Annotated in this window: 18 protein-coding genes; 11 read left to right on the top strand and 7 right to left on the bottom strand. The window is 70.0% G+C overall.

Features of this window, described 5'->3' with window-relative positions; genetic code table 11:
- Positions 1–18 precede the first annotated feature (18 nt).
- Genes ACFY04_RS11570 through ACFY04_RS11580 form a run of 3 tightly spaced genes read right to left on the bottom strand, consistent with a single transcriptional unit; the run spans position 19 to position 4,446 of the window.
- Complete coding sequence (locus ACFY04_RS11570; protein WP_389115834.1) at positions 19–777, bottom strand: fumarylacetoacetate hydrolase family protein; 759 nt, start codon at positions 775–777, stop codon at positions 19–21.
- Positions 765–3,656 (bottom strand): FAD-binding and (Fe-S)-binding domain-containing protein, encoded by a 2,892-nt coding sequence (locus tag ACFY04_RS11575; RefSeq protein ID WP_389115835.1) that lies wholly within the window; start codon positions 3,654–3,656, stop codon positions 765–767. Before ACFY04_RS11575 ends, ACFY04_RS11570 begins: the two co-directional genes overlap by 13 nt.
- 52 nt (positions 3,657–3,708) lie before the next feature.
- A complete protein-coding gene (locus ACFY04_RS11580) occupies positions 3,709–4,446 on the bottom strand; it encodes a 2OG-Fe dioxygenase family protein (RefSeq protein WP_389115836.1) in 738 nt (245 codons plus the stop codon).
- Between the two features lie 410 nt (positions 4,447–4,856).
- Between ACFY04_RS11580 and ACFY04_RS11585 the strand changes: the two genes are divergently transcribed.
- Complete coding sequence (locus ACFY04_RS11585) at positions 4,857–5,900, top strand: hypothetical protein (protein WP_389115838.1); 1,044 nt, start codon at positions 4,857–4,859, stop codon at positions 5,898–5,900.
- A gap of 35 nt (positions 5,901–5,935) precedes the next feature.
- Here ACFY04_RS11585 and ACFY04_RS11590 read toward each other — a convergent pair whose 3' ends face one another.
- Positions 5,936–6,103: a hypothetical protein gene (locus tag ACFY04_RS11590; RefSeq protein ID WP_389115840.1), complete on the bottom strand. Its 168-nt coding sequence runs from the start codon at positions 6,101–6,103 to the stop codon at positions 5,936–5,938.
- A gap of 412 nt (positions 6,104–6,515) precedes the next feature.
- On the opposite strand from ACFY04_RS11590, the gene ACFY04_RS11595 reads away from it, so the two are divergent.
- The 5 genes from ACFY04_RS11595 (at position 6,516) to ACFY04_RS11615 (ending at position 9,170) form a co-directional block, all read left to right on the top strand.
- Complete coding sequence (locus ACFY04_RS11595) at positions 6,516–6,785, top strand: type II toxin-antitoxin system Phd/YefM family antitoxin (RefSeq protein ID WP_389115842.1); 270 nt, start codon at positions 6,516–6,518, stop codon at positions 6,783–6,785.
- Between the two features lie 203 nt (positions 6,786–6,988).
- A complete protein-coding gene (locus tag ACFY04_RS11600) occupies positions 6,989–7,603 on the top strand; it encodes an antibiotic biosynthesis monooxygenase (RefSeq protein ID WP_389115843.1) in 615 nt (204 codons plus the stop codon).
- 434 nt (positions 7,604–8,037) lie between these two features.
- Positions 8,038–8,505 carry a hypothetical protein gene (locus ACFY04_RS11605; RefSeq protein ID WP_389115845.1) on the top strand — a complete coding sequence of 156 codons (468 nt, stop codon included), beginning with the start codon at positions 8,038–8,040 and terminating at the stop codon, positions 8,503–8,505.
- 139 nt (positions 8,506–8,644) lie between these two features.
- Complete coding sequence (locus tag ACFY04_RS11610) at positions 8,645–8,914, top strand: type II toxin-antitoxin system Phd/YefM family antitoxin (RefSeq protein WP_389115846.1); 270 nt, start codon at positions 8,645–8,647, stop codon at positions 8,912–8,914.
- Positions 8,907–9,170: a type II toxin-antitoxin system RelE/ParE family toxin gene (locus ACFY04_RS11615; RefSeq protein ID WP_389115849.1), complete on the top strand. Its 264-nt coding sequence runs from the start codon at positions 8,907–8,909 to the stop codon at positions 9,168–9,170. Before ACFY04_RS11610 ends, ACFY04_RS11615 begins: the two co-directional genes overlap by 8 nt.
- 83 nt (positions 9,171–9,253) lie before the next feature.
- Here ACFY04_RS11615 and ychF read toward each other — a convergent pair whose 3' ends face one another.
- Positions 9,254–10,342 (bottom strand): redox-regulated ATPase YchF, encoded by a 1,089-nt coding sequence (gene ychF, locus ACFY04_RS11620; RefSeq protein ID WP_389115850.1) that lies wholly within the window; start codon positions 10,340–10,342, stop codon positions 9,254–9,256.
- A 213-nt stretch (positions 10,343–10,555) separates the two neighbouring features.
- On the opposite strand from ychF, the gene ACFY04_RS11625 reads away from it, so the two are divergent.
- Positions 10,556–10,999 carry a DUF6542 domain-containing protein gene (locus ACFY04_RS11625; protein ID WP_389115852.1) on the top strand — a complete coding sequence of 148 codons (444 nt, stop codon included), beginning with the start codon at positions 10,556–10,558 and terminating at the stop codon, positions 10,997–10,999.
- Between the two features lie 9 nt (positions 11,000–11,008).
- Here ACFY04_RS11625 and ppgK read toward each other — a convergent pair whose 3' ends face one another.
- A complete protein-coding gene (ppgK, locus tag ACFY04_RS11630; protein ID WP_389115854.1) occupies positions 11,009–11,755 on the bottom strand; it encodes a polyphosphate--glucose phosphotransferase in 747 nt (248 codons plus the stop codon).
- A 21-nt stretch (positions 11,756–11,776) separates the two neighbouring features.
- Complete coding sequence (locus ACFY04_RS11635; RefSeq protein WP_389115855.1) at positions 11,777–12,781, bottom strand: 4-hydroxy-3-methylbut-2-enyl diphosphate reductase; 1,005 nt, start codon at positions 12,779–12,781, stop codon at positions 11,777–11,779.
- Positions 12,782–12,876: 95 nt separating this feature from the next.
- Here ACFY04_RS11635 and ACFY04_RS11640 point away from each other — a divergent pair, with 95 nt between their 5' ends.
- The 4 genes from ACFY04_RS11640 (at position 12,877) to ACFY04_RS11655 (ending at position 16,601) form a co-directional block, all read left to right on the top strand.
- Complete coding sequence (locus ACFY04_RS11640; RefSeq protein ID WP_389115857.1) at positions 12,877–14,256, top strand: APC family permease; 1,380 nt, start codon at positions 12,877–12,879, stop codon at positions 14,254–14,256.
- Between the two features lie 33 nt (positions 14,257–14,289).
- Positions 14,290–15,585 (top strand): exodeoxyribonuclease VII large subunit, encoded by a 1,296-nt coding sequence (gene xseA / locus ACFY04_RS11645; protein WP_389115859.1) that lies wholly within the window; start codon positions 14,290–14,292, stop codon positions 15,583–15,585.
- Positions 15,586–15,639: 54 nt separating this feature from the next.
- Entirely contained in the window at positions 15,640–15,858 is a 219-nt protein-coding gene (locus tag ACFY04_RS11650; protein WP_189732883.1) for an exodeoxyribonuclease VII small subunit, read from the top strand.
- A gap of 149 nt (positions 15,859–16,007) precedes the next feature.
- Positions 16,008–16,601: a malonic semialdehyde reductase gene (locus tag ACFY04_RS11655; protein WP_030712043.1), complete on the top strand. Its 594-nt coding sequence runs from the start codon at positions 16,008–16,010 to the stop codon at positions 16,599–16,601.
- The last annotated feature ends 97 nt before the right edge of the window (positions 16,602–16,698 follow it).

Below are 16,698 nucleotides of genomic sequence, written 5' to 3' on the forward strand. Positions count from 1 at the left end.
CAGGTTGGGCGGCGCGGTTCAGACGACGTGGTTGGTGAGCTCGCCGATCCCCTCGACGGAGACCGTGACCCGGTCGCCGCGCCGCAGCGGTCCGACACCCGCGGGGGTGCCGGTGAGTATCACGTCACCAGGGTGCAGCGTCATGGCCGAACTGATGTGACTGATCAGGCGGTCGACGGGGTGCACCATGTGGGAGCTGTTGCCGTCCTGCCGGGTTTCGCCGTTCACGGTGGCCCGTACGCCGACCGCCCTGACGTCGAGTTCGGTCTCCACCCAGGGGCCGATCGGGCAGAAGGTGTCCGATCCCTTGGCACGCCACCACTGCCGGTCCGGACCCTGGAGGTCGCGGGCGGTGACGTCGTTGGCGCAGGTGTAGCCGAGGACATGTGCGGGCACCTGCTCCGGTGTCAGATCGCGGCAGGTCCGGCCGATCACCGCGGCGAGCTCGGCCTCGTGGTGGAGCTCGTCCGTGTAGGACGGTTTGACGATGGCCTCGCCCGGGCCGATGACGGCGCTGCCCGGCATGAGGAACACGAGCGGCTCCTCGGGCACCTCGTTGCCGAGTTCCGCGGCGTGCTCGGCGTAGTTCCGGCCGATCGCGAGGACCTTCCCCGGTGTGACGGGAGCGAGCAGCCGCACCTCCCGGAGGGGGAAGCGGGGCGCGTCCGCGGGCACGTCCAGGGGGCCGAAGGGGCCGTTGATGAGCGGGACGACCTCGTCGCCGGCGAGGAGTCCGTAGCGGATCGCTCCCGCCTTCTCGAACCTTACGATGCGCATGTGCCGCTTCCGTTCTCGTTCTCGGCGGGGGTGGTGTTTCCCGGCAGGGCGCGCAGCAGCAGCTCCGCCAGGTGTTCGGGACGTCGTGAGCCCTCCTGGGAGATCTGCGTCCGGCAGGAGAACCCGTCGGCCACCACGGCGGTGTCCGGCCCGGCGGCCCGCAGCTTCGGGTAGAGCTCCCGCTCGGCCGCGCCCTGGGAGACGTCCCAGTGGCCCGGTTCGTAGCCGAAGTTGCCGGCCATGCCGCAGCAGCCGGCGGAGATCACGTCCGTGGTGACGCCGAGCCGGCGCAGCACCTCGGTCTCCGGACCGTGGCCGTGGCCGGCCTCCTGGTGGCAGTGCGGCTGCATCACGGCGTCCTGGTCGAGCTTCCCGAACGGCCAGGGGCCACGATGGTCCGCGACCACTTCGGCGAGGGTGCGCACCTGCTGGGACAGCCGGCGTACGGCCGGCGAGTCCGGCAGCAGTTCGGCCGCCTCCTCGCGCAGGGTCTGGGTGCAGGAGGGTTCCAGGCCGACGACGATGCGGCCGGCTTCCAGGTGCTTGCTCAGGGCGCCCACCGAGCGGCCGAGCACCGCCCGGGCGGTCCCGAGCTGGCCGGTGGAGTGCCAGGTCAGGCCGCAGCAGACCGGGCCGTCGGGCAGGACCACCTCGTACCCGAGGGCTTCCAGGACGCGGGTGGCGGCCTGGGCCCCGCGGGGGTCGAGGAGGTTGCTGAAGGTGTCCGGCCACAGGACGACGGTGCCGGCGGAGCCCGCCGGGACGCGCGCCCCCGTACCGGCCGCCGCGCCCGAGGGGACCGGCCTGCGGTAGCGGAACCACTGCCGGAAGGTCTGCGCGGGCAGTTCCACCAGCGGCCTGCGCGTCTCCAGCCCGGCCAGGGAGCTCAGCCTGGCCGCGAGCGGCGCACGCCGCGTCAGCCGGTTGAGCGAGCGGGGGGCCACCGACGCCAGCCGGGCCAGCAACGGCAGCCAGCCCAGGGTGTAGTGGGCCCGCGGTCTCAGCCGTCCCTCGTAGTGGCGGTGCAGGAACTCCGACTTGTACGCGGCCATGTCGACATTGACCGAGCAGTCGCTCTTGCACGCCTTGCAGGAGAAGCACAGGTCGAGTGCGTCCCGGACCTCGGTGGAACGGTAGCCGTCGGTGATCGTCTCGCCGCGCAGCATCTCGCTCAGCACCCGGGCGCGACCCCGGGTGGAGTGCACCTCGTCGCGGGTGACCTGGTACGAGGGACACATGTGGCCGGTGTCGTTGCGGCAGGTGCCGACGCCCGTGCAGCGGTGCACGGCGTTGGTGAGCGAACCCTTGTCGCCGCCGAAGCGCTGGATCATCGGCAGCTCCTTGCGGTCGCGGCCAGGGCTGGGGCGGATGTCCTGGTCGAAGGGGACCGGGTCCACGATGATGCCGGGGTTGAGCATGTTGCCCGGATCCCAGATGTTCTTGAACGCGGCGAACGCGCCCACGAGTTCGGGCGAGTACGTACGGGCCAGGAGCTCGGACCGGGCGCGGCCGTCGCCGTGCTCACCGGAGGCGCAGCCGCCGTGCTCGACCACGAGGTCGCCGGCGGCCGCGATGAACTCCCGGTAACCGGCGATGCCCTGCTCGGTGCCCAGTTCCCAGTCGACCCGGACATGCAGGCAGCCCTCGCCGAAGTGCCCCGTGATGGTTCCCGTCCGCCGGTGTTCGGCCATGAGGGCGTGCAGGTCCCGCAGGTAGCCCGACAGCCGCTCCGGCGGGACGGCGGAGTCCTCCCAGCCGGGCCAGGCCTGCCGCCCGTCGGCCATCCGGGTGGCGATGCCCGCGCCGTTGCGGCGGATGGACCAGATCGCGGCCGTCTGCTCGGCGTCGGCGGTGATGAAGCTCGTGGCGTCGGTCTCACGGGCCAGGCGCTCGGCGTTGGCGATCGCGTCGGCCTCGTCGGTGCCCTCGATCTCGCAGTACAGCCAGGCCTCGCCGCGCGGCAGCAGGTCGATGCCCGGAGCGCGCCCGCCGCGCGAGCGCAGCGCCTCGACCAGAGGAGCGTCCAGACCCTCCACGGTCAGCGCGCCGGCCTTCGCCAGTGAGGGCGCGCAGTCGGCGGCCGCGTAGACGTCGGGGAGGCCGAGGACGAGAAGCACTCGGGCGGCCGGGATCGGGGTGAGCCTGACCTTGGCACCGAGCAGGACGCCGCAGGTGCCCTCGGTGCCCACCAGTGAGCGGGCGACGTGGAAGCCCTTCTCGGGCAGCAGTGCGTTCAGTCCGTACCCCGACACCTGCCGGCCGAATCGGCCGAGCTCGGTGCGCAGCGGAGCCAGGTGGCGGTCCCTGAGCTGCTTCAGCCGGCGGTCGATGTCCGCGTCACCGCTGGAGCCCTGGCCGGCCCGGATCCGGCGGCCGTCGGCGAGCAGCAGGTCCACCTGCTCGGTGATGTCGGCGGTGGTGCCCCAGGCCACCGAGTGGGCGCCGCAGGCGTGGTTGCCGATCATTCCGCCGATGGTGCAGCGGGAGTACGTGGAGGGGTCGGGGCCGACGGTGAGGCCGTGTGCGGCAGCCCGGTCCCGCAGGGTGCCGAGGACGACGCCGGGCTGGACGGTGGCGGTGCCGGCTTCCGGGTCGAGGTCCTCAATGCGGTTCATGTACCGGGAGAAGTCGAGGATCAGCCCGGTGCCGATGGAGTTGCCGGCGATGGAGGTGCCGCCGCCCCGGCAGGTGATGCCGACGCCGTGCTCGATGGCGATGCCCACGGCGATGGCGGCCTCTTCCGCGCCCCGGGGCTCCAACACCGCGGTCGGCATGACGCGGTAGATCGAGGCGTCGGACGTGTAGGCGGTTCGGGTCCGCACGTCCGTACGGGCGGCGGGCAGGCGTGACTGCAGGTGCCTGGTGAAGTCGTCGTTCATGGCGTCTTTCCCGGGTGGGCGGGTGGGGCGGCGGCGGTCGGGGCGCGGTCGGTCAGCCGCGCGCACCACCGGTGGCGAGCGGGAAGTAGTCGATCAGCAGCATGTCGCGCACGCCCTGCCGGACTCCATCCGCCGGCTCGATCGCGGAGACGCCGTGGAAGACCCGGCGGTCGTCGATCACGATGGACTCGAACGGCTGGAGCAGCGTGGTGCTGTAGATCGGCCGGCGGTCGCGGTCGTACAGCTGCGACTCGCCTCCCCCGACGTCGACACGGCGCATCAGGACCTGCGCCACGTAGTGGTGCCCGTCCTCGTGGACGCCCTCGGGGGCCGGGAGGCCCTTCGCGTCGCGGGTCGCGGTGATCCGGATCTGGTGGACGCCGACACCGCTGGTGGCCGGGTCGAAGTCACCGGGCAGCCGCTCGGCGAAGAAGCGGATGAGGGTGTGGAGCACCCCTTCCGCGGCCACGTCGTCGGCCAGCGGCGGGAAGTGCCGGTCGACGCCGCCGTGGAGGGAATTCACCTCGGCGGACTGGTGGAAGGCTCGCGGGGGTTCCTGTACGAGATCCCCGCCGGAGAATCGGAAGGAACCATGACGGCGGCGGCGGTAGTCCGCACCGTCCTTCATGTACGCATCGACCGGAAGGTCCTCCCAGGATTCCAGGAACAGCTTGACCTGGCCCGCCGAGTGGACATTCAGCGCCTGCTTCAGATCCATTTCCGAGAAGTACCGGTACGGATCGCTGCTCTCGCCGACCGTGCCCTCAGACCGTATTACATCGGTCGTCACTACGCACTCCCTTTATTGGGTTCTTTACGACGTTGCCTCAGCGAATGAGACATCACTGATCCTGGCTGGAATGAGTTCTCCGGACAAGGCCGGTACCGGTTCGGGAACCTGCGCCGCAGGAACACGCGGGGCAACCGCAGTCATGACAGCCGGCCTCCGCCGCGCATCCACCGAACGACGCCGTTCCGAATATTCCCCGACCATGCGGCCGACGATGAAAGAGGCCGAAACCAGGCGGTTCGATGGCGGGATGCGTCCGGCGACTCTGCGGGGCGGAGCTGCCCGGTATACGGCCCTCCCCAGAGGGATCGCAGGACGTGACCAAAGTCTCCAGCTGCGCAGATGCCTGGCCAAGGCGCCGTCAACTAGCCTGACCGGAAGCACAGGTTGCCAGCATGGGGGAATGCAGCGTGACGCCTACGTTTGGGACACGTCTCGAATCTCTTCAATCTCAAGACATTCAGCTCTACCGGGAGCTGCTCGCGCAGGATTCGGCACCACGCCTGTCGGCGCAGCCGGACTCCGCCACCGAGGACCAGGCGGTTGAGGCCCGGGAGGATTCGCTGGAAAGACTGCTCTCATCCGGCCTTGCAGTCCCGGACGAGCAGAGCGAAACAGGCTTCACTCCCGTGAATCCCGAAACCATCGGGAGTTACGTTGTGGCCGAAATCCTCGAAAACTCCGCCCGCTCGGCGATCAACCTTCTGCGGGTTCGGGAAGAATTGGGTCCGGTGGTCGCCGAATATCGGAACAATCATCTTCGGAACGCCTACGGATATGTGACGCACACCGATTTCCCGAACATCAATGCAGCCATCCGGCTGGCGGCCCGGGAATGCCGTGGCGAAGTACTGACCTCACAGCCTGGCGGTGCCAGATCCGCAGCCGTCCTGGGCGAGTCGCTGCCGTCCACGCTGGACATGCTGGACCGCGGGGTGACGATGAAGACGATCTATCAGCACAACGCCCGGTCCGGCTCGGCGACACGTAATTTCGTCCGCGCGATCCAGGAGCGCGGCGCCCAGGTGGCGACGCTGGACGAGAACTTCGACCGCCTGATCATCTTCGACCGGACGGTGGCGTTCATCCCCGCCGACGACGACCGCCGGGCAGCGGCGGAGATCCGTGCTCCGGCCGTGGTCTCGTTCCTCGTGGCCCTCTTCGAACGCTCGTGGATCAGGGCGGTCCCCTTCACCCCGCCCGGCCGCGACCAGGCCACGACCCGCATCACCGACGACCTGGAGCTGGCGATCATGCGGCACATCGTCGCCGGTGACACGGACTCGGTGACGGCCGGACAGCTCGGCATCAGTGTGCGGCGGTGCCAGGAGTACGTCGCGAGGACGTCCGCGAAGCTGGGCAGTCGCAGCCGGGCCCAGCTGGGCTACCTGATCGCCAAGTCGGGGCTGCTTGACAACGTTTCCCAGGAAGCAGCCCCGGACGGCTCTCCGTGATCCGCCGCCGCACCGGGCGGCGCGGGCAGGGGGCCTCAGCCGCCCTGGAACGGCGTCGGCGCGGGCTTGCCCGAGTCCCAGCCGATGTCGCCGGGCACACCGGCCACCGGCACCGCGACGGGAGCCGCCGCCTGGGCCGACGCGACGGGCAGGGCGACCAGGGCCGCGGCGGAAACGAGAAGGACGGTGACCAAGCGGTGCATGGTTTCTCTCTCATGGGGTGCTGAGCCGGCGAACTATCGCGCCGAGGAGACAGCGCTCAATTATGTTCATGCAGCATCTACCCCCGATTCAAGACCTCCAGGGGGTGGTAAACCCGCACTGCGGGAAGACGAAGCCGACCCCTCCGGCGCGGGCACGACGAAGGGGCCGGCTCCCGAAGGAGTCGGCCCCATCCGACCTGCAGGTTTGCCAGGTCAGCGACGTGGTGTCACGTCATCCGCTCAGACGTTGAAGCGGAACGTCGAGCGCAGAGCTCCCACCTGCGGAAACGCGGCTCCCGGTGATCGCATCCAGCACAGATCCAGCACGGTGGAAACCTATTCAGCACGAGCGATGGAGCACCACAGACCCGAGCCGTTGTGTACACATGGGACACTCGGTACGCTTGAGCGCATGACGCAGCCACTGCCCAGAGAGTCCATCCGCGATGTGCGCGCCCATCTGGCTGAGGTCGTGGAGCGCGCAGACCGCGACGACGTGCCCACGGTCATTACGCGCCGAGGCAAGGAAGTCGCCGCCGTCGTCTCCATCGAGGTCCTGCGCAAGTACCAGGAGTGGGAAGAGCGCGAGATCAATCGGATCATCGATGAGCGCATGGCCAACCCGGCGCCCGGCATCCCGATCGAGGACATCATGAGGGAGACGCTGGCACGCGGTGAGTGAGTACCGAACCGTCTTCCGCTCCGAGGCGCAGGCCGAGCTTCCGACTCGTCGCCCAGGAGCTCCACAGGAAGCCACATGCGCCCAGCGACGGCCCGCCTCTTCACCTGAATGCCCCTGCCACGTTGCCCCCCATCCGCCCCGGTCATCGCATGGAGTGGGAGCACGAGCCCGCGCGGGGCCTCCGGAAGGCAGGAAAGGGCGCTATGTACGTTCGCAGCATCTATGCAACGGGTGATCCGGCCGAGCTCGACGGGGTCGCCGAGGCGCTCCGGACCGACGGGCGTGCGCTGCTGTCGGCGGAACCGGGCTTTCGCGGGATGGGGCTGTTCGCCGACCGCGAGCTCGGCAAGCTCCTGGTGGGATCGTGGTGGGAGGACGAGGCCTCCCGGCAGGCCAGCTACGAGAACCTGAGCAAGCGGCGGGCCGAGATGATGGCGCCCTTCGCGCAGACCGTGACGGTCGACAACTGGGAAGCGGCGGTCGCCCGGCGCGCAGAGGAACTCGGGCCGGGCGCGGGGTTCCGGCTGGTCCACATGGACGTCGAGCCGGCCGACATCGACCTGCTGGTGGACACGTTCCGCGACACCTCACTGCCCAAGGTCCAGAAGATCCCCGGACTGGCCGGCATCTCCCTGCTCATCGATCGCGACCGGGGCAGAGCCGCTGTCGGCTCGCTCTACGCCGACCGCGACGCACTCGCGGCATCCCGTGGCGCCGTCGCGGCGGTCCGCGGAAAGGCCACCGCGAAGGCTCGCGCAACCACCCGCAGCCTCGAGGAATTCGAGGTGGTCCTCGCCACGGCGGTTCCCCACGCCTGACCCTGGGCTGCCTCGCGCGCCGGGCCAGTCGGACTGACACCGCGATTCCAAGTCAGCACAGGGTCAGCACAGGAATGCGGAAGGGGTCGAACTCGCCAGAGTCTGACCTCCGGCGAGGCTGCGCAGCACCCCATCGAGCGACGCGCACTCCTATACCAAGCGCGACTCCTGCACGCCCTCATACTCGCCGGAGTGTTGACCACAGAGCTTCCACCTGCGGGAACGCCATTCCGAGAGCTGCGTCCAGCACGTATCCAGCACGGCCGAAGCCTCATGAAAACCGACCTCGTTGAGCGAGCTCCACCTCCGTATGGGTTTCCGCACCAGTGCCTGGAACTGCGGAGGGCGTGCCCACCTCAGCCGGAGGCCGGCACCCTCCAAGAACCCCGTAGCGATCCATTACGGTCCATGCGCAGGCGGCAAACGCCGACAGCATGGCGGAGAGGCAGGCGGACTCCAGTCCGAGGCTCTGGAACCCGAGCGCAACACCGGAACAGACCGAAAACGCCAGGATCAGCACGCCGGCCGCTCGCCAGGATTTGAAGGTCCTCCCCTCCCCCCATGACATCAACCACCGCGCCATCGTCACCGACCAGGCTCGGCGGCTCTTGGCGAGCCAGGGCATTCATCAGGTCAACGACCCTGCTCGCCAGGGCTGCCAGCTGACGCCGGTCTGCCAGCACGGAATCAATCGCCTCAGCGAACGCGCGATCAAGAATCGTCGCCTGGGCGACATCCCTCGCGCGCCCCCGAGCACGTCGCGGCAGCCCGAACCGCGCATAACACACCAGTGCCCTTCGCAGCCTCTTCACACACCGCACGAGGTCGACTGTGCTCGTGATTCGCGGCTGCCGATGGTGAGTGCCGCAGGCGAGCAGTACATCGACCGCAGCGCGATATAGGTTCGCCTCCGCAGAGCCGCGGCGCATCGCGAGCTCCCGGATCTCTGTCCCCGGAATCAGCCACCCAATCGGCGGCTCCTCCCAACGAGTGCATGCAACCCAGATTATGTACACATGGCACACTCGGTACCCTTGAGGCATGACTCAGCCGCTGCCCATAGAGTCCATCCGCGACGTACGCGCTCACTTGGCCGAAGTCGTCGAACGGGCCGACCGTGACGACGTGCCCACTGTCATCACCCGTCGCGGCAAGCAGGTCGCCGCCGTGGTCTCGATCGAGGTGCTGCGCAAGTACCAGGAGTGGGAAGAGCGCGAGATCAACCGCATCATCGACGCGCGCATGGCGAGCCCGGCCGCCGGCGTCCCGATCGAGGACGTGATGAGGGAGACACTGGCACGCAGTGAGTGACTACCGCACGGTGTTCCGGCCCGAGGCCCAGGCCGAGCTGCGCAAGATCCCTCGTGACATGGCGCTTCGCATCCTGGCCAAACTGACAGAGCTGGAGAACGACCCCTTCGGCTTCAACACCACCGCACTCGTATCCCAGCCTGAGCGCCGCCGCCTACGGGTCGGCGACTACCGTGTCGTCTACACGATCGACAACGGGGAGCTTGTGGTGTGGGTCGTACACATCGGACACCGCTCCACGGTCTACGACACGTAGCTGCTCCAGGTTCTGCGGACTGCTGCGGACAGCACAACGGCCTGACCTGCCTTCTCGCAGGTCAGGCCGTTATTCACGTCCAATCAGACGTTGAAGCGGAACTCGACCACGTCGCCGTCCTGCATGACGTACTCCTTGCCCTCCATGCGGGCCTTGCCCTTGGCGCGGGCCTCGGCGACCGAGCCGCAGGCGACCAGGTCCGCGAAGGAGATGACCTCGGCCTTGATGAAGCCGCGCTGGAAGTCGGTGTGGATCACGCCGGCCGCCTCGGGGGCCGTGGCGCCCTGCTTGATCGTCCAGGCGCGGGTCTCCTTCGGGCCGGCCGTCAGGTAGGTCTGCAGGCCCAGGGTGGCGAAGCCGACGCGGCCCAGGGTGGCCATGCCCGGCTCGTCCTGGCCGACCGACTGGAGGAGTTCGAGGGCCTCCTCGTCGTCCAGCTCGACGAGGTCCGCCTCCAGCTTGGCGTTGAGGAAGATCGCCTCGGCCGGGGCGACGAGCGCGCTCTGCTCGGCCTTGAAGGCGTCGTCCGTCAGCTCGTCCTCGTCCACGTTGAAGACGTAGAGGAAGGGCTTCGTGGTGAGCAGGTGGAGCTCGTGGAGGAGGTCGCCCTGCTCCGTGCCCTTGGTGATGCCCTTGGAGAAGAGGGTGTCGCCCGCTTCGAGGATCTTCTTGGCTTCGACGACGGCCGCGAGGACCGCGACCTTCTCCTTCTGGAGGCGGGACTCCTTCGTCAGGCGCGGTTCGGCCTTCTCGATGGACTGGAGGTCGGCGAGGATCAGCTCGGTGTTGATCGTCTCGATGTCGTCCTTCGGCGAGACCTTGCCGTCGACGTGGACGACGTTCTCGTCCTTGAAGGCGCGGATGACCTGGCAGATGGCGTCCGACTCGCGGATGTTCGCCAGGAACTTGTTGCCCAGGCCCTCACCCTCCGAGGCGCCGCGCACGATGCCCGCGATGTCGACGAAGTCGACCGTCGCCGGCAGGACGCGCTGCGATCCGAAGATGCCCGCGAGGACGGCCAGACGCTGGTCCGGGACACCGACGACGCCGACGTTCGGCTCGATGGTGGCGAACGGGTAGTTGGCCGCCAGCACGTCGTTCTTGGTCAGGGCGTTGAACAGGGTCGACTTGCCGACATTCGGCAGGCCGACGATTCCGATCGTGAGCGACACGTTGGCGACTTCCCGTAGCTGGAGGGGGCGGCGGCCCAGGAGTGGGCCACCGGACAGTTTACTTTCCGATGAGTGGCGGTGGATGTACGCGTGTCCGGGGCCCGATCCGACCCGCTGCCCGCCTAGTTTGGTGGGGTGGAGCAATACAGGACGCGATCGGCCCCTCACCAGCAGCGACCGCCGGCCCAGCGCCAGGGACCCCGGTCCGCCGCGGTGCCCGCCCAGGCCGGCGGCGGTCCGCGGCGGTCCGCGCTCGGGCGGCGGATGCCCCGGCCCCGGCTGACCGGGCTCGGCGGCGGGTTGTTCGCGTGCGCCGCCATGGTGCTGGTGGGCGGGATCTGCTGGCTGCTGTTCGGTTCCTCGCTCTTCGTCTACGGGCTGCTCTTCCTGCCCGTAGCGGCCGCCACCGCGCTCTGGGTGCGGCCCGCCGACCTGATCACCGCGCCGATCGGCGTGCCCATCGCCTTCGCCGCCGGAGTGTGGCCCATCTCGGGCGGCTCCGGCGGCATCGGCGGGCAGCTGATGGGGCTGGTGTCCGCGCTGTCCCTGCACGCCGGCTGGCTCTACGCCGGAACGCTCGTGGCCGCGCTGATCGCCGTCGTCCGCAAGGCCGTGCTGATCGGCAGGCGGCGGATGCCCCGGCGCATCGCCCAGTGAACCGACCGGCTACTTCTCCGCCGCCTTCGCCGCCATCGCCGCTCCCACGATGCCCGCGTTGTTCTGCAGCTTCGCCGGCACGATCTCGGCCCGCACGCCCTCGATCAGCGGCAGGAACTTCTCCGGCTTGCGGCTGACCCCGCCGCCGATGATGAAGAGGTCCGGGGAGAACAGCATCTCCACGTGCTGGAGGTATTTCTGCACGCGGTGCGCCCAGCGCTCCCACGTGAGGGCATGGTCCTCCTTGGCCTTCACCGACGCCCGCGTCTCCGCGTCGTGGCCCTTCAGCTCCAGGTGTCCGAGTTCCGAGTTCGGAACCAGCCGCCCGTCCGTGAACAGGGCGCTCCCGATGCCCGTCCCCAGGGTGAGCAGGAGGACGGTGCCGCCCCGCCCGCGCCCGGCCCCGTACGTCATCTCGGCGACGCCCGCCGCGTCCGCGTCGTTCAGCACGGTGACCGGCATACCGCCCAGCTCGCGCGCGATCAGCGCCGCCGCGTCGACTCCGATCCAGGACTTGTCCATGTTGGCCGCAGAACGGATGACGCCGCCCGTGACCACGCCCGGGAAGGTGACCCCGAGCGGCCCGTCCCACTCGAAGTGGCGCACCACCTCGCCGACGCATCCGGCCACCCCCTCGGGGGTAGCCGGATGCGGTGTCAGTACTTTGTGGCGCTCCTGAGCCAGGCCGCCGCGCTCCAGGTCCACGGGAGCGCCCTTGATCCCGGTTCCGCCGATGTCCACGCCGAAGATCTGCATGGACATACCGTACGAAAGGAGTTACTTGTCGGCGACCAGTTCGGCAGCCTCGGCGCGCAGGTCGCGGCGGAGTTCCTTCGGCAGCGAGAAGACGATCGACTCCTCGGCGGTCTTGACGATCTCCACGTCCGCGTAGCCGCGCACCGTCAGCCACTCCAGGACCTCCTCGACCAGGACCTCCGGCACCGAGGCGCCCGAGGTGAGGCCGACCGTGGTGACGCCCTCCAGCCAGGCCTCGTCGATCTCGCTCGCGAAGTCGACCAGGTACGCGGCCTCGGCGCCGGCGTCCTTGGCGACCTCGACGAGCCGGATCGAGTTCGAGGAGTTCCTCGAACCGACCACGATGACCAGGTCGGAGTCGGCGCCCATCACCTTGACGGCGGCCTGCCGGTTCGAGGTGGCGTAGCAGATGTCGTCGCTCGGCGGCGAGACGAGCAGCGGGAACTTCGTCTTCAGCGCGTCGACCGTCTCCATGGTCTCGTCGACCGAGAGGGTGGTCTGGGAGAGCCAGACGACCTTGGACTCGTCGCGGACGGTGACCTTCTCCACATCGTGCGGGCCGTCGACGATCGTGATGTGGTCCGGGGCCTCGCCGGAGGTGCCGATGACCTCTTCGTGGCCCTCGTGGCCGATGAGGAGGATGTCGAAGTCCTCGTTCGCGTACCGGATGGCTTCCTTGTGCACCTTGGTGACCAGCGGGCAGGTCGCGTCGATCGTCGCGAGCTTGCCGCGCGCCGCCTCCTCGTGCACCACCGGCGCCACGCCGTGCGCGGAGAACATCACGATGGAGCCCTCGGGTACCTCCTCCGTCCGCTCGACGAAGATGGCCCCCTTCTTCTCCAGGGTCTGGACGACGTACTTGTTGTGCACGATCTCGTGGCGGACGTACACCGGCGCACCGTACTGCTCAAGGGCTTTCTCGACGGCGATCACGGCTCGGTCCACGCCCGCGCAGTAGCCGCGGGGCGCGGCGAGCAGGACACGGCGGGAAGCAGGAGCGGGGGCGGGAGCAGTCATGTGCTCCATCGTACGGGGGTCTCCGGGAGGCCGGGCGTCCCCCGTACGGCACACACTTGCCCGAAAGCCCTTACCGCGCATACCTGCCCTACCCCGGAGGACGGATGGCTTCCGTTACGGATTCCAGCGCGGCCGCGCCCACGGCGCTGCGGCGGAGCCTCGGCTTCCGGGATCTGGTCGTCTACGGGCTGCTGTTCATCGCCCCCACGGCCCCGGTCGGGGTCTTCGGCACGCTCGACGCGAAGTCGCACGGCGCCGTCGCCCTCGTCTACCTCTGCGCGACCGTGGCGATGGCCTTCACGGCCTTCTCCTACGCGCAGATGGTGCGGGTCGCCCCGCAGGCCGGCTCGGTCTTCACGTACGCCCGAAAGGGTCTCGGCGAGGGCCCGGGGCTGATCGCCGGGTGGATGGCGATGCTCGACTACCTGCTGATCCCCGCGGTCGCGTACCTCTTCTCGGGGATCGCGATGAACGCGCTGGTCCCGGAGGTCTCCCGGTGGGTGTGGACGGCCCTGGCCGTCGTGATCACCACCCTGCTGAACCTGTGGGGCGTACGGGCGGCCGCGCGCGTGGGTTTCGCCGTGCTGGCCATGGAGCTCGTGGTCCTGCTCGTCTTCGTGGTCGCCGCGGTGACCGTGCTGGTCCAGGGCGGGGCGCGGCGCGGCTGGCTGTCGCCGCTGACCGGTGACGGCTCGCTCGGCTTCAGTACGGCCGCGGTGCTGGGCGCGGTGTCGGTCGCGGTCCTGTCCTACCTCGGCTTCGACGCCATCGCCTCCTTCGCCGAGGAGGTGACGGGCGGATCGGAGCGGGTGGCGCGGGCGGTGCTGTTCTGCCTGGCGCTGGCCGGGGTGCTGTTCATCGCCCAGAGCTATCTGGCGGCGCTGCTCATGCCCGTGTCCGCGGCGGAGCTGGCGGCCGAGCCGGCGCTGCAGGGACCGGCCTTCTACGACGCGGTGGAGTCCGCGGCCGGATCGTGGCTGCACGACCTGGTGGCGGTCAGCAAGGCGATCGGGGCGGCCTTCGCGGCGCTGGCCGGGCAGGCGGCGGCCGGCCGGCTGGTGTTCGCGATGGCCCGCGAGCGGCGGCTGCCCCGGATGCTCGCCCGGACCTCGGACGGCACCCCGCGGCCCGCGCTGCTGGTGGCGGCCGCCATCACGCTGGTCGCGGCCGTGTGGGCGGCCCGGCGCGACGACGGGCTCGACCAGCTGGTGTCGGTGGTGGACGTCGGGGCGCTGGTGGCCTTCACCCTGCTGCACGCCTCGGTGGTGGGCTGGTTCGTGGTCAAGCGGCGCGAGGGCCCGCCGAACTGGTTCAAGCACCTGGTGATGCCGGTGCTGGGCGCGGCCGTGACCGTCGCGGTGATCTTCGAGGCCTCCTGGACGGCGCAACTGGTGGGGGCGGTGTGGCTGGCGGTGGGCCTGGTCGTGCTGCTCGTCCAGCACGACCGCCGGGACCTGCCCGGCGACACCGGCACCGGGGCCTGACGCACTGTCGGCAGCGCCGGATAGCCTGCGTGCATGGGTCTGAATACGTCGGCCGAGGCGCCGCTGCCGGTAGGCCAGGTGTCCCGGCTCATCGGGGGCTGGATCGAGCGGCTCGGCCAGGTGTGGGTGGAGGGGCAGATCACGCAGCTCTCGCGGCGGCCGGGAGCGGGGGTGGTCTTCCTGACGCTGCGCGACCCCTCGCACGACATCTCGGTCAGCGTGACCTGCTTCCGCCAGGTCTTCGACGAGGTCGCGGACGTGGTCTCCGAGGGTGCCCGGGTCGTCCTGCTGGCCAAGCCCGAGTGGTACGCCCCGCGCGGGCAGCTGTCCCTGCGGGCCACGGAGATACGGCCGGTCGGCATCGGGGAGCTGCTCGCCCGGCTGGAACGCCTGAAGCGGTCCCTGGCCTCCGAGGGGCTCTTCGCACTGGAGCGCAAGAAGCCGCTGCCCTTCCTGCCGCAGCTGATCGGGCTGGTGGTCGGGCGGGCCTCGGCGGCCGAGCGCGATGTCCTGGAGAACGCCCGGCGCCGCTGGCCGGCGGTGCGTTTCGAGGTGCGCAACGTCGCCGTCCAGGGGGTGCACGCGGTGCCCCAGGTGGTCCAGGCGGTCAAGGAGCTCGACGCCCTCGACGAGGTCGACGTGATCATCGTGGCGCGCGGCGGCGGCAGCGTGGAGGACCTGCTGCCCTTCTCCGACGAGGAGGTGGTCCGGGCGGTCGCGGCGGCCCGTACCCCGGTGGTGTCGGCGATCGGCCACGAGCCGGACTCCCCGCTGCTGGACCTGGTCGCGGACGTACGGGCCTCCACGCCGACGGACGCGGCGAAGAAGGTGGTACCGGACGTCGGCGAGGAGCTGGAGCGCGTACGCCAGCTGCAGGCCCGGGGACTGCGGGCGGTCAGCGGGCTGCTCGACCGGGAGGAACGGGGCCTCGCGCACGCCCTGGCCCGGCCGGTCTTCGTCCACCCCCAGCGGATGGTGGAGATCCGCGAGGACGAGCTGGACGCCCTGCTGGCCCGCGCCCGGCGCACGCTGGGGCACTTGCTGGACCGGGCCGACTCGGAACTCGCGCACACCCTCGCCCGGGTGGTGGCGCTGTCCCCGGCGGCGACCCTGGAGCGGGGGTACGCCGTGCTGCAGCGGGCCGACGGCCATGTGGTGCGCTCGCCGGGGGAGGTGGCTCCCCACGATGTGCTGCGCGCGCGGGTGGCGGAGGGCACGTTCACCGTGGAGGTCTCCTCGCTGGAGGCACCGGAGACCCCGCACTCCCCCGGCTCCCCGGGTGCCCCGGAGGCCCCGGAGGCCTCGGCTGCAACAGCCGCTTCGGAATAGCGGCACACGGCCGCAATCACGTGGTCGCACGACACACAGAGGATGGATACGGGAATGGCAGAGGCCGGAACGGCGCTGGGGTACGAGCAGGCCCGCGACGAGCTCATCGAGGTCGTCCGCAAGCTGGAGGCCGGCGGGACCTCGCTGGAGGACTCGCTCGCGCTCTGGGAGCGCGGCGAGGAGCTGGCGAAGGTGTGCCGGCACTGGCTGGAGGGGGCCCGGGCCCGGCTGGACTCGGCGCTGGCGGCGCGCGAGCCGGCCGAGGAGGAGTGACGGGGAGGAGTGACGGGGGAGGAACGACCGGGGAGGAGTGACCGAGGAGTGATCCCGGTCACCCGGAGGCGGATTTAGTTGAAAATTCATCTACCTCCGCCGTAGAGTCTGGGACATCGCTTCACCTCCGTATGGAAGAAGGCTTTCCGATGTCTCTCGTTCTTGACTCCGCCGCGCAGGACCTGCTGTTCCGCGAGGCCCGCACGGCCAACTCGTTCACCGACGAGCCGGTCACCGAGGAGCAGGTCCAGGCGATATACGACCTGGTGAAGTTCGGTCCCACCGCCTTCAACCAGACCCCGCTGCGCATCACCCTGGTCCGCTCCCCCGAGGCCCGCGAGCGCCTCGTGCAGCACATGGCCAAGGGCAACGACGCCAAGACCGCCACCGCCCCGCTGGTCGCGATCCTCTCCGCGGACAACGAGTTCCACGAGGAGCTCCCGCAGCTGCTGCCGCACTTCCCGCAGGCCAAGGACGCGTTCTTCTCCGAGCGCCCGGTCCGCGAGCAGTCCGCGCTGCTGAACTCCGCGCTGCAGGCCGCGTACTTCATCATCGGCATCCGCGCCGCCGGCCTGGCCGCGGGCCCGATGACCGGTGCCGACTTCGCCGGCATCCAGAAGGAATTCCTGGACGCCGACCACACCCCGATCATGGTCATCAACATCGGCAAGCCGGCCGCCGAGGGTGCCTGGTTCGACCGCTCGCCGCGCCTGGGCTTCGACGAGGTCATCACGACCGTCTGACCGGCGCCGCCGCAGCAGCACATGCAGAAGGGGCGGGGGGGGGGGGGGGGGGGGGGGGGCGGCCCGGGGCGCGCGGCGGGGGGGCGGGCGGGGTCGC

It is taken from the genome of Streptomyces sp. NPDC001549, assembly GCF_042894025.1.
Classification (GTDB): domain Bacteria; phylum Actinomycetota; class Actinomycetes; order Streptomycetales; family Streptomycetaceae; genus Streptomyces; species Streptomyces kutzneri.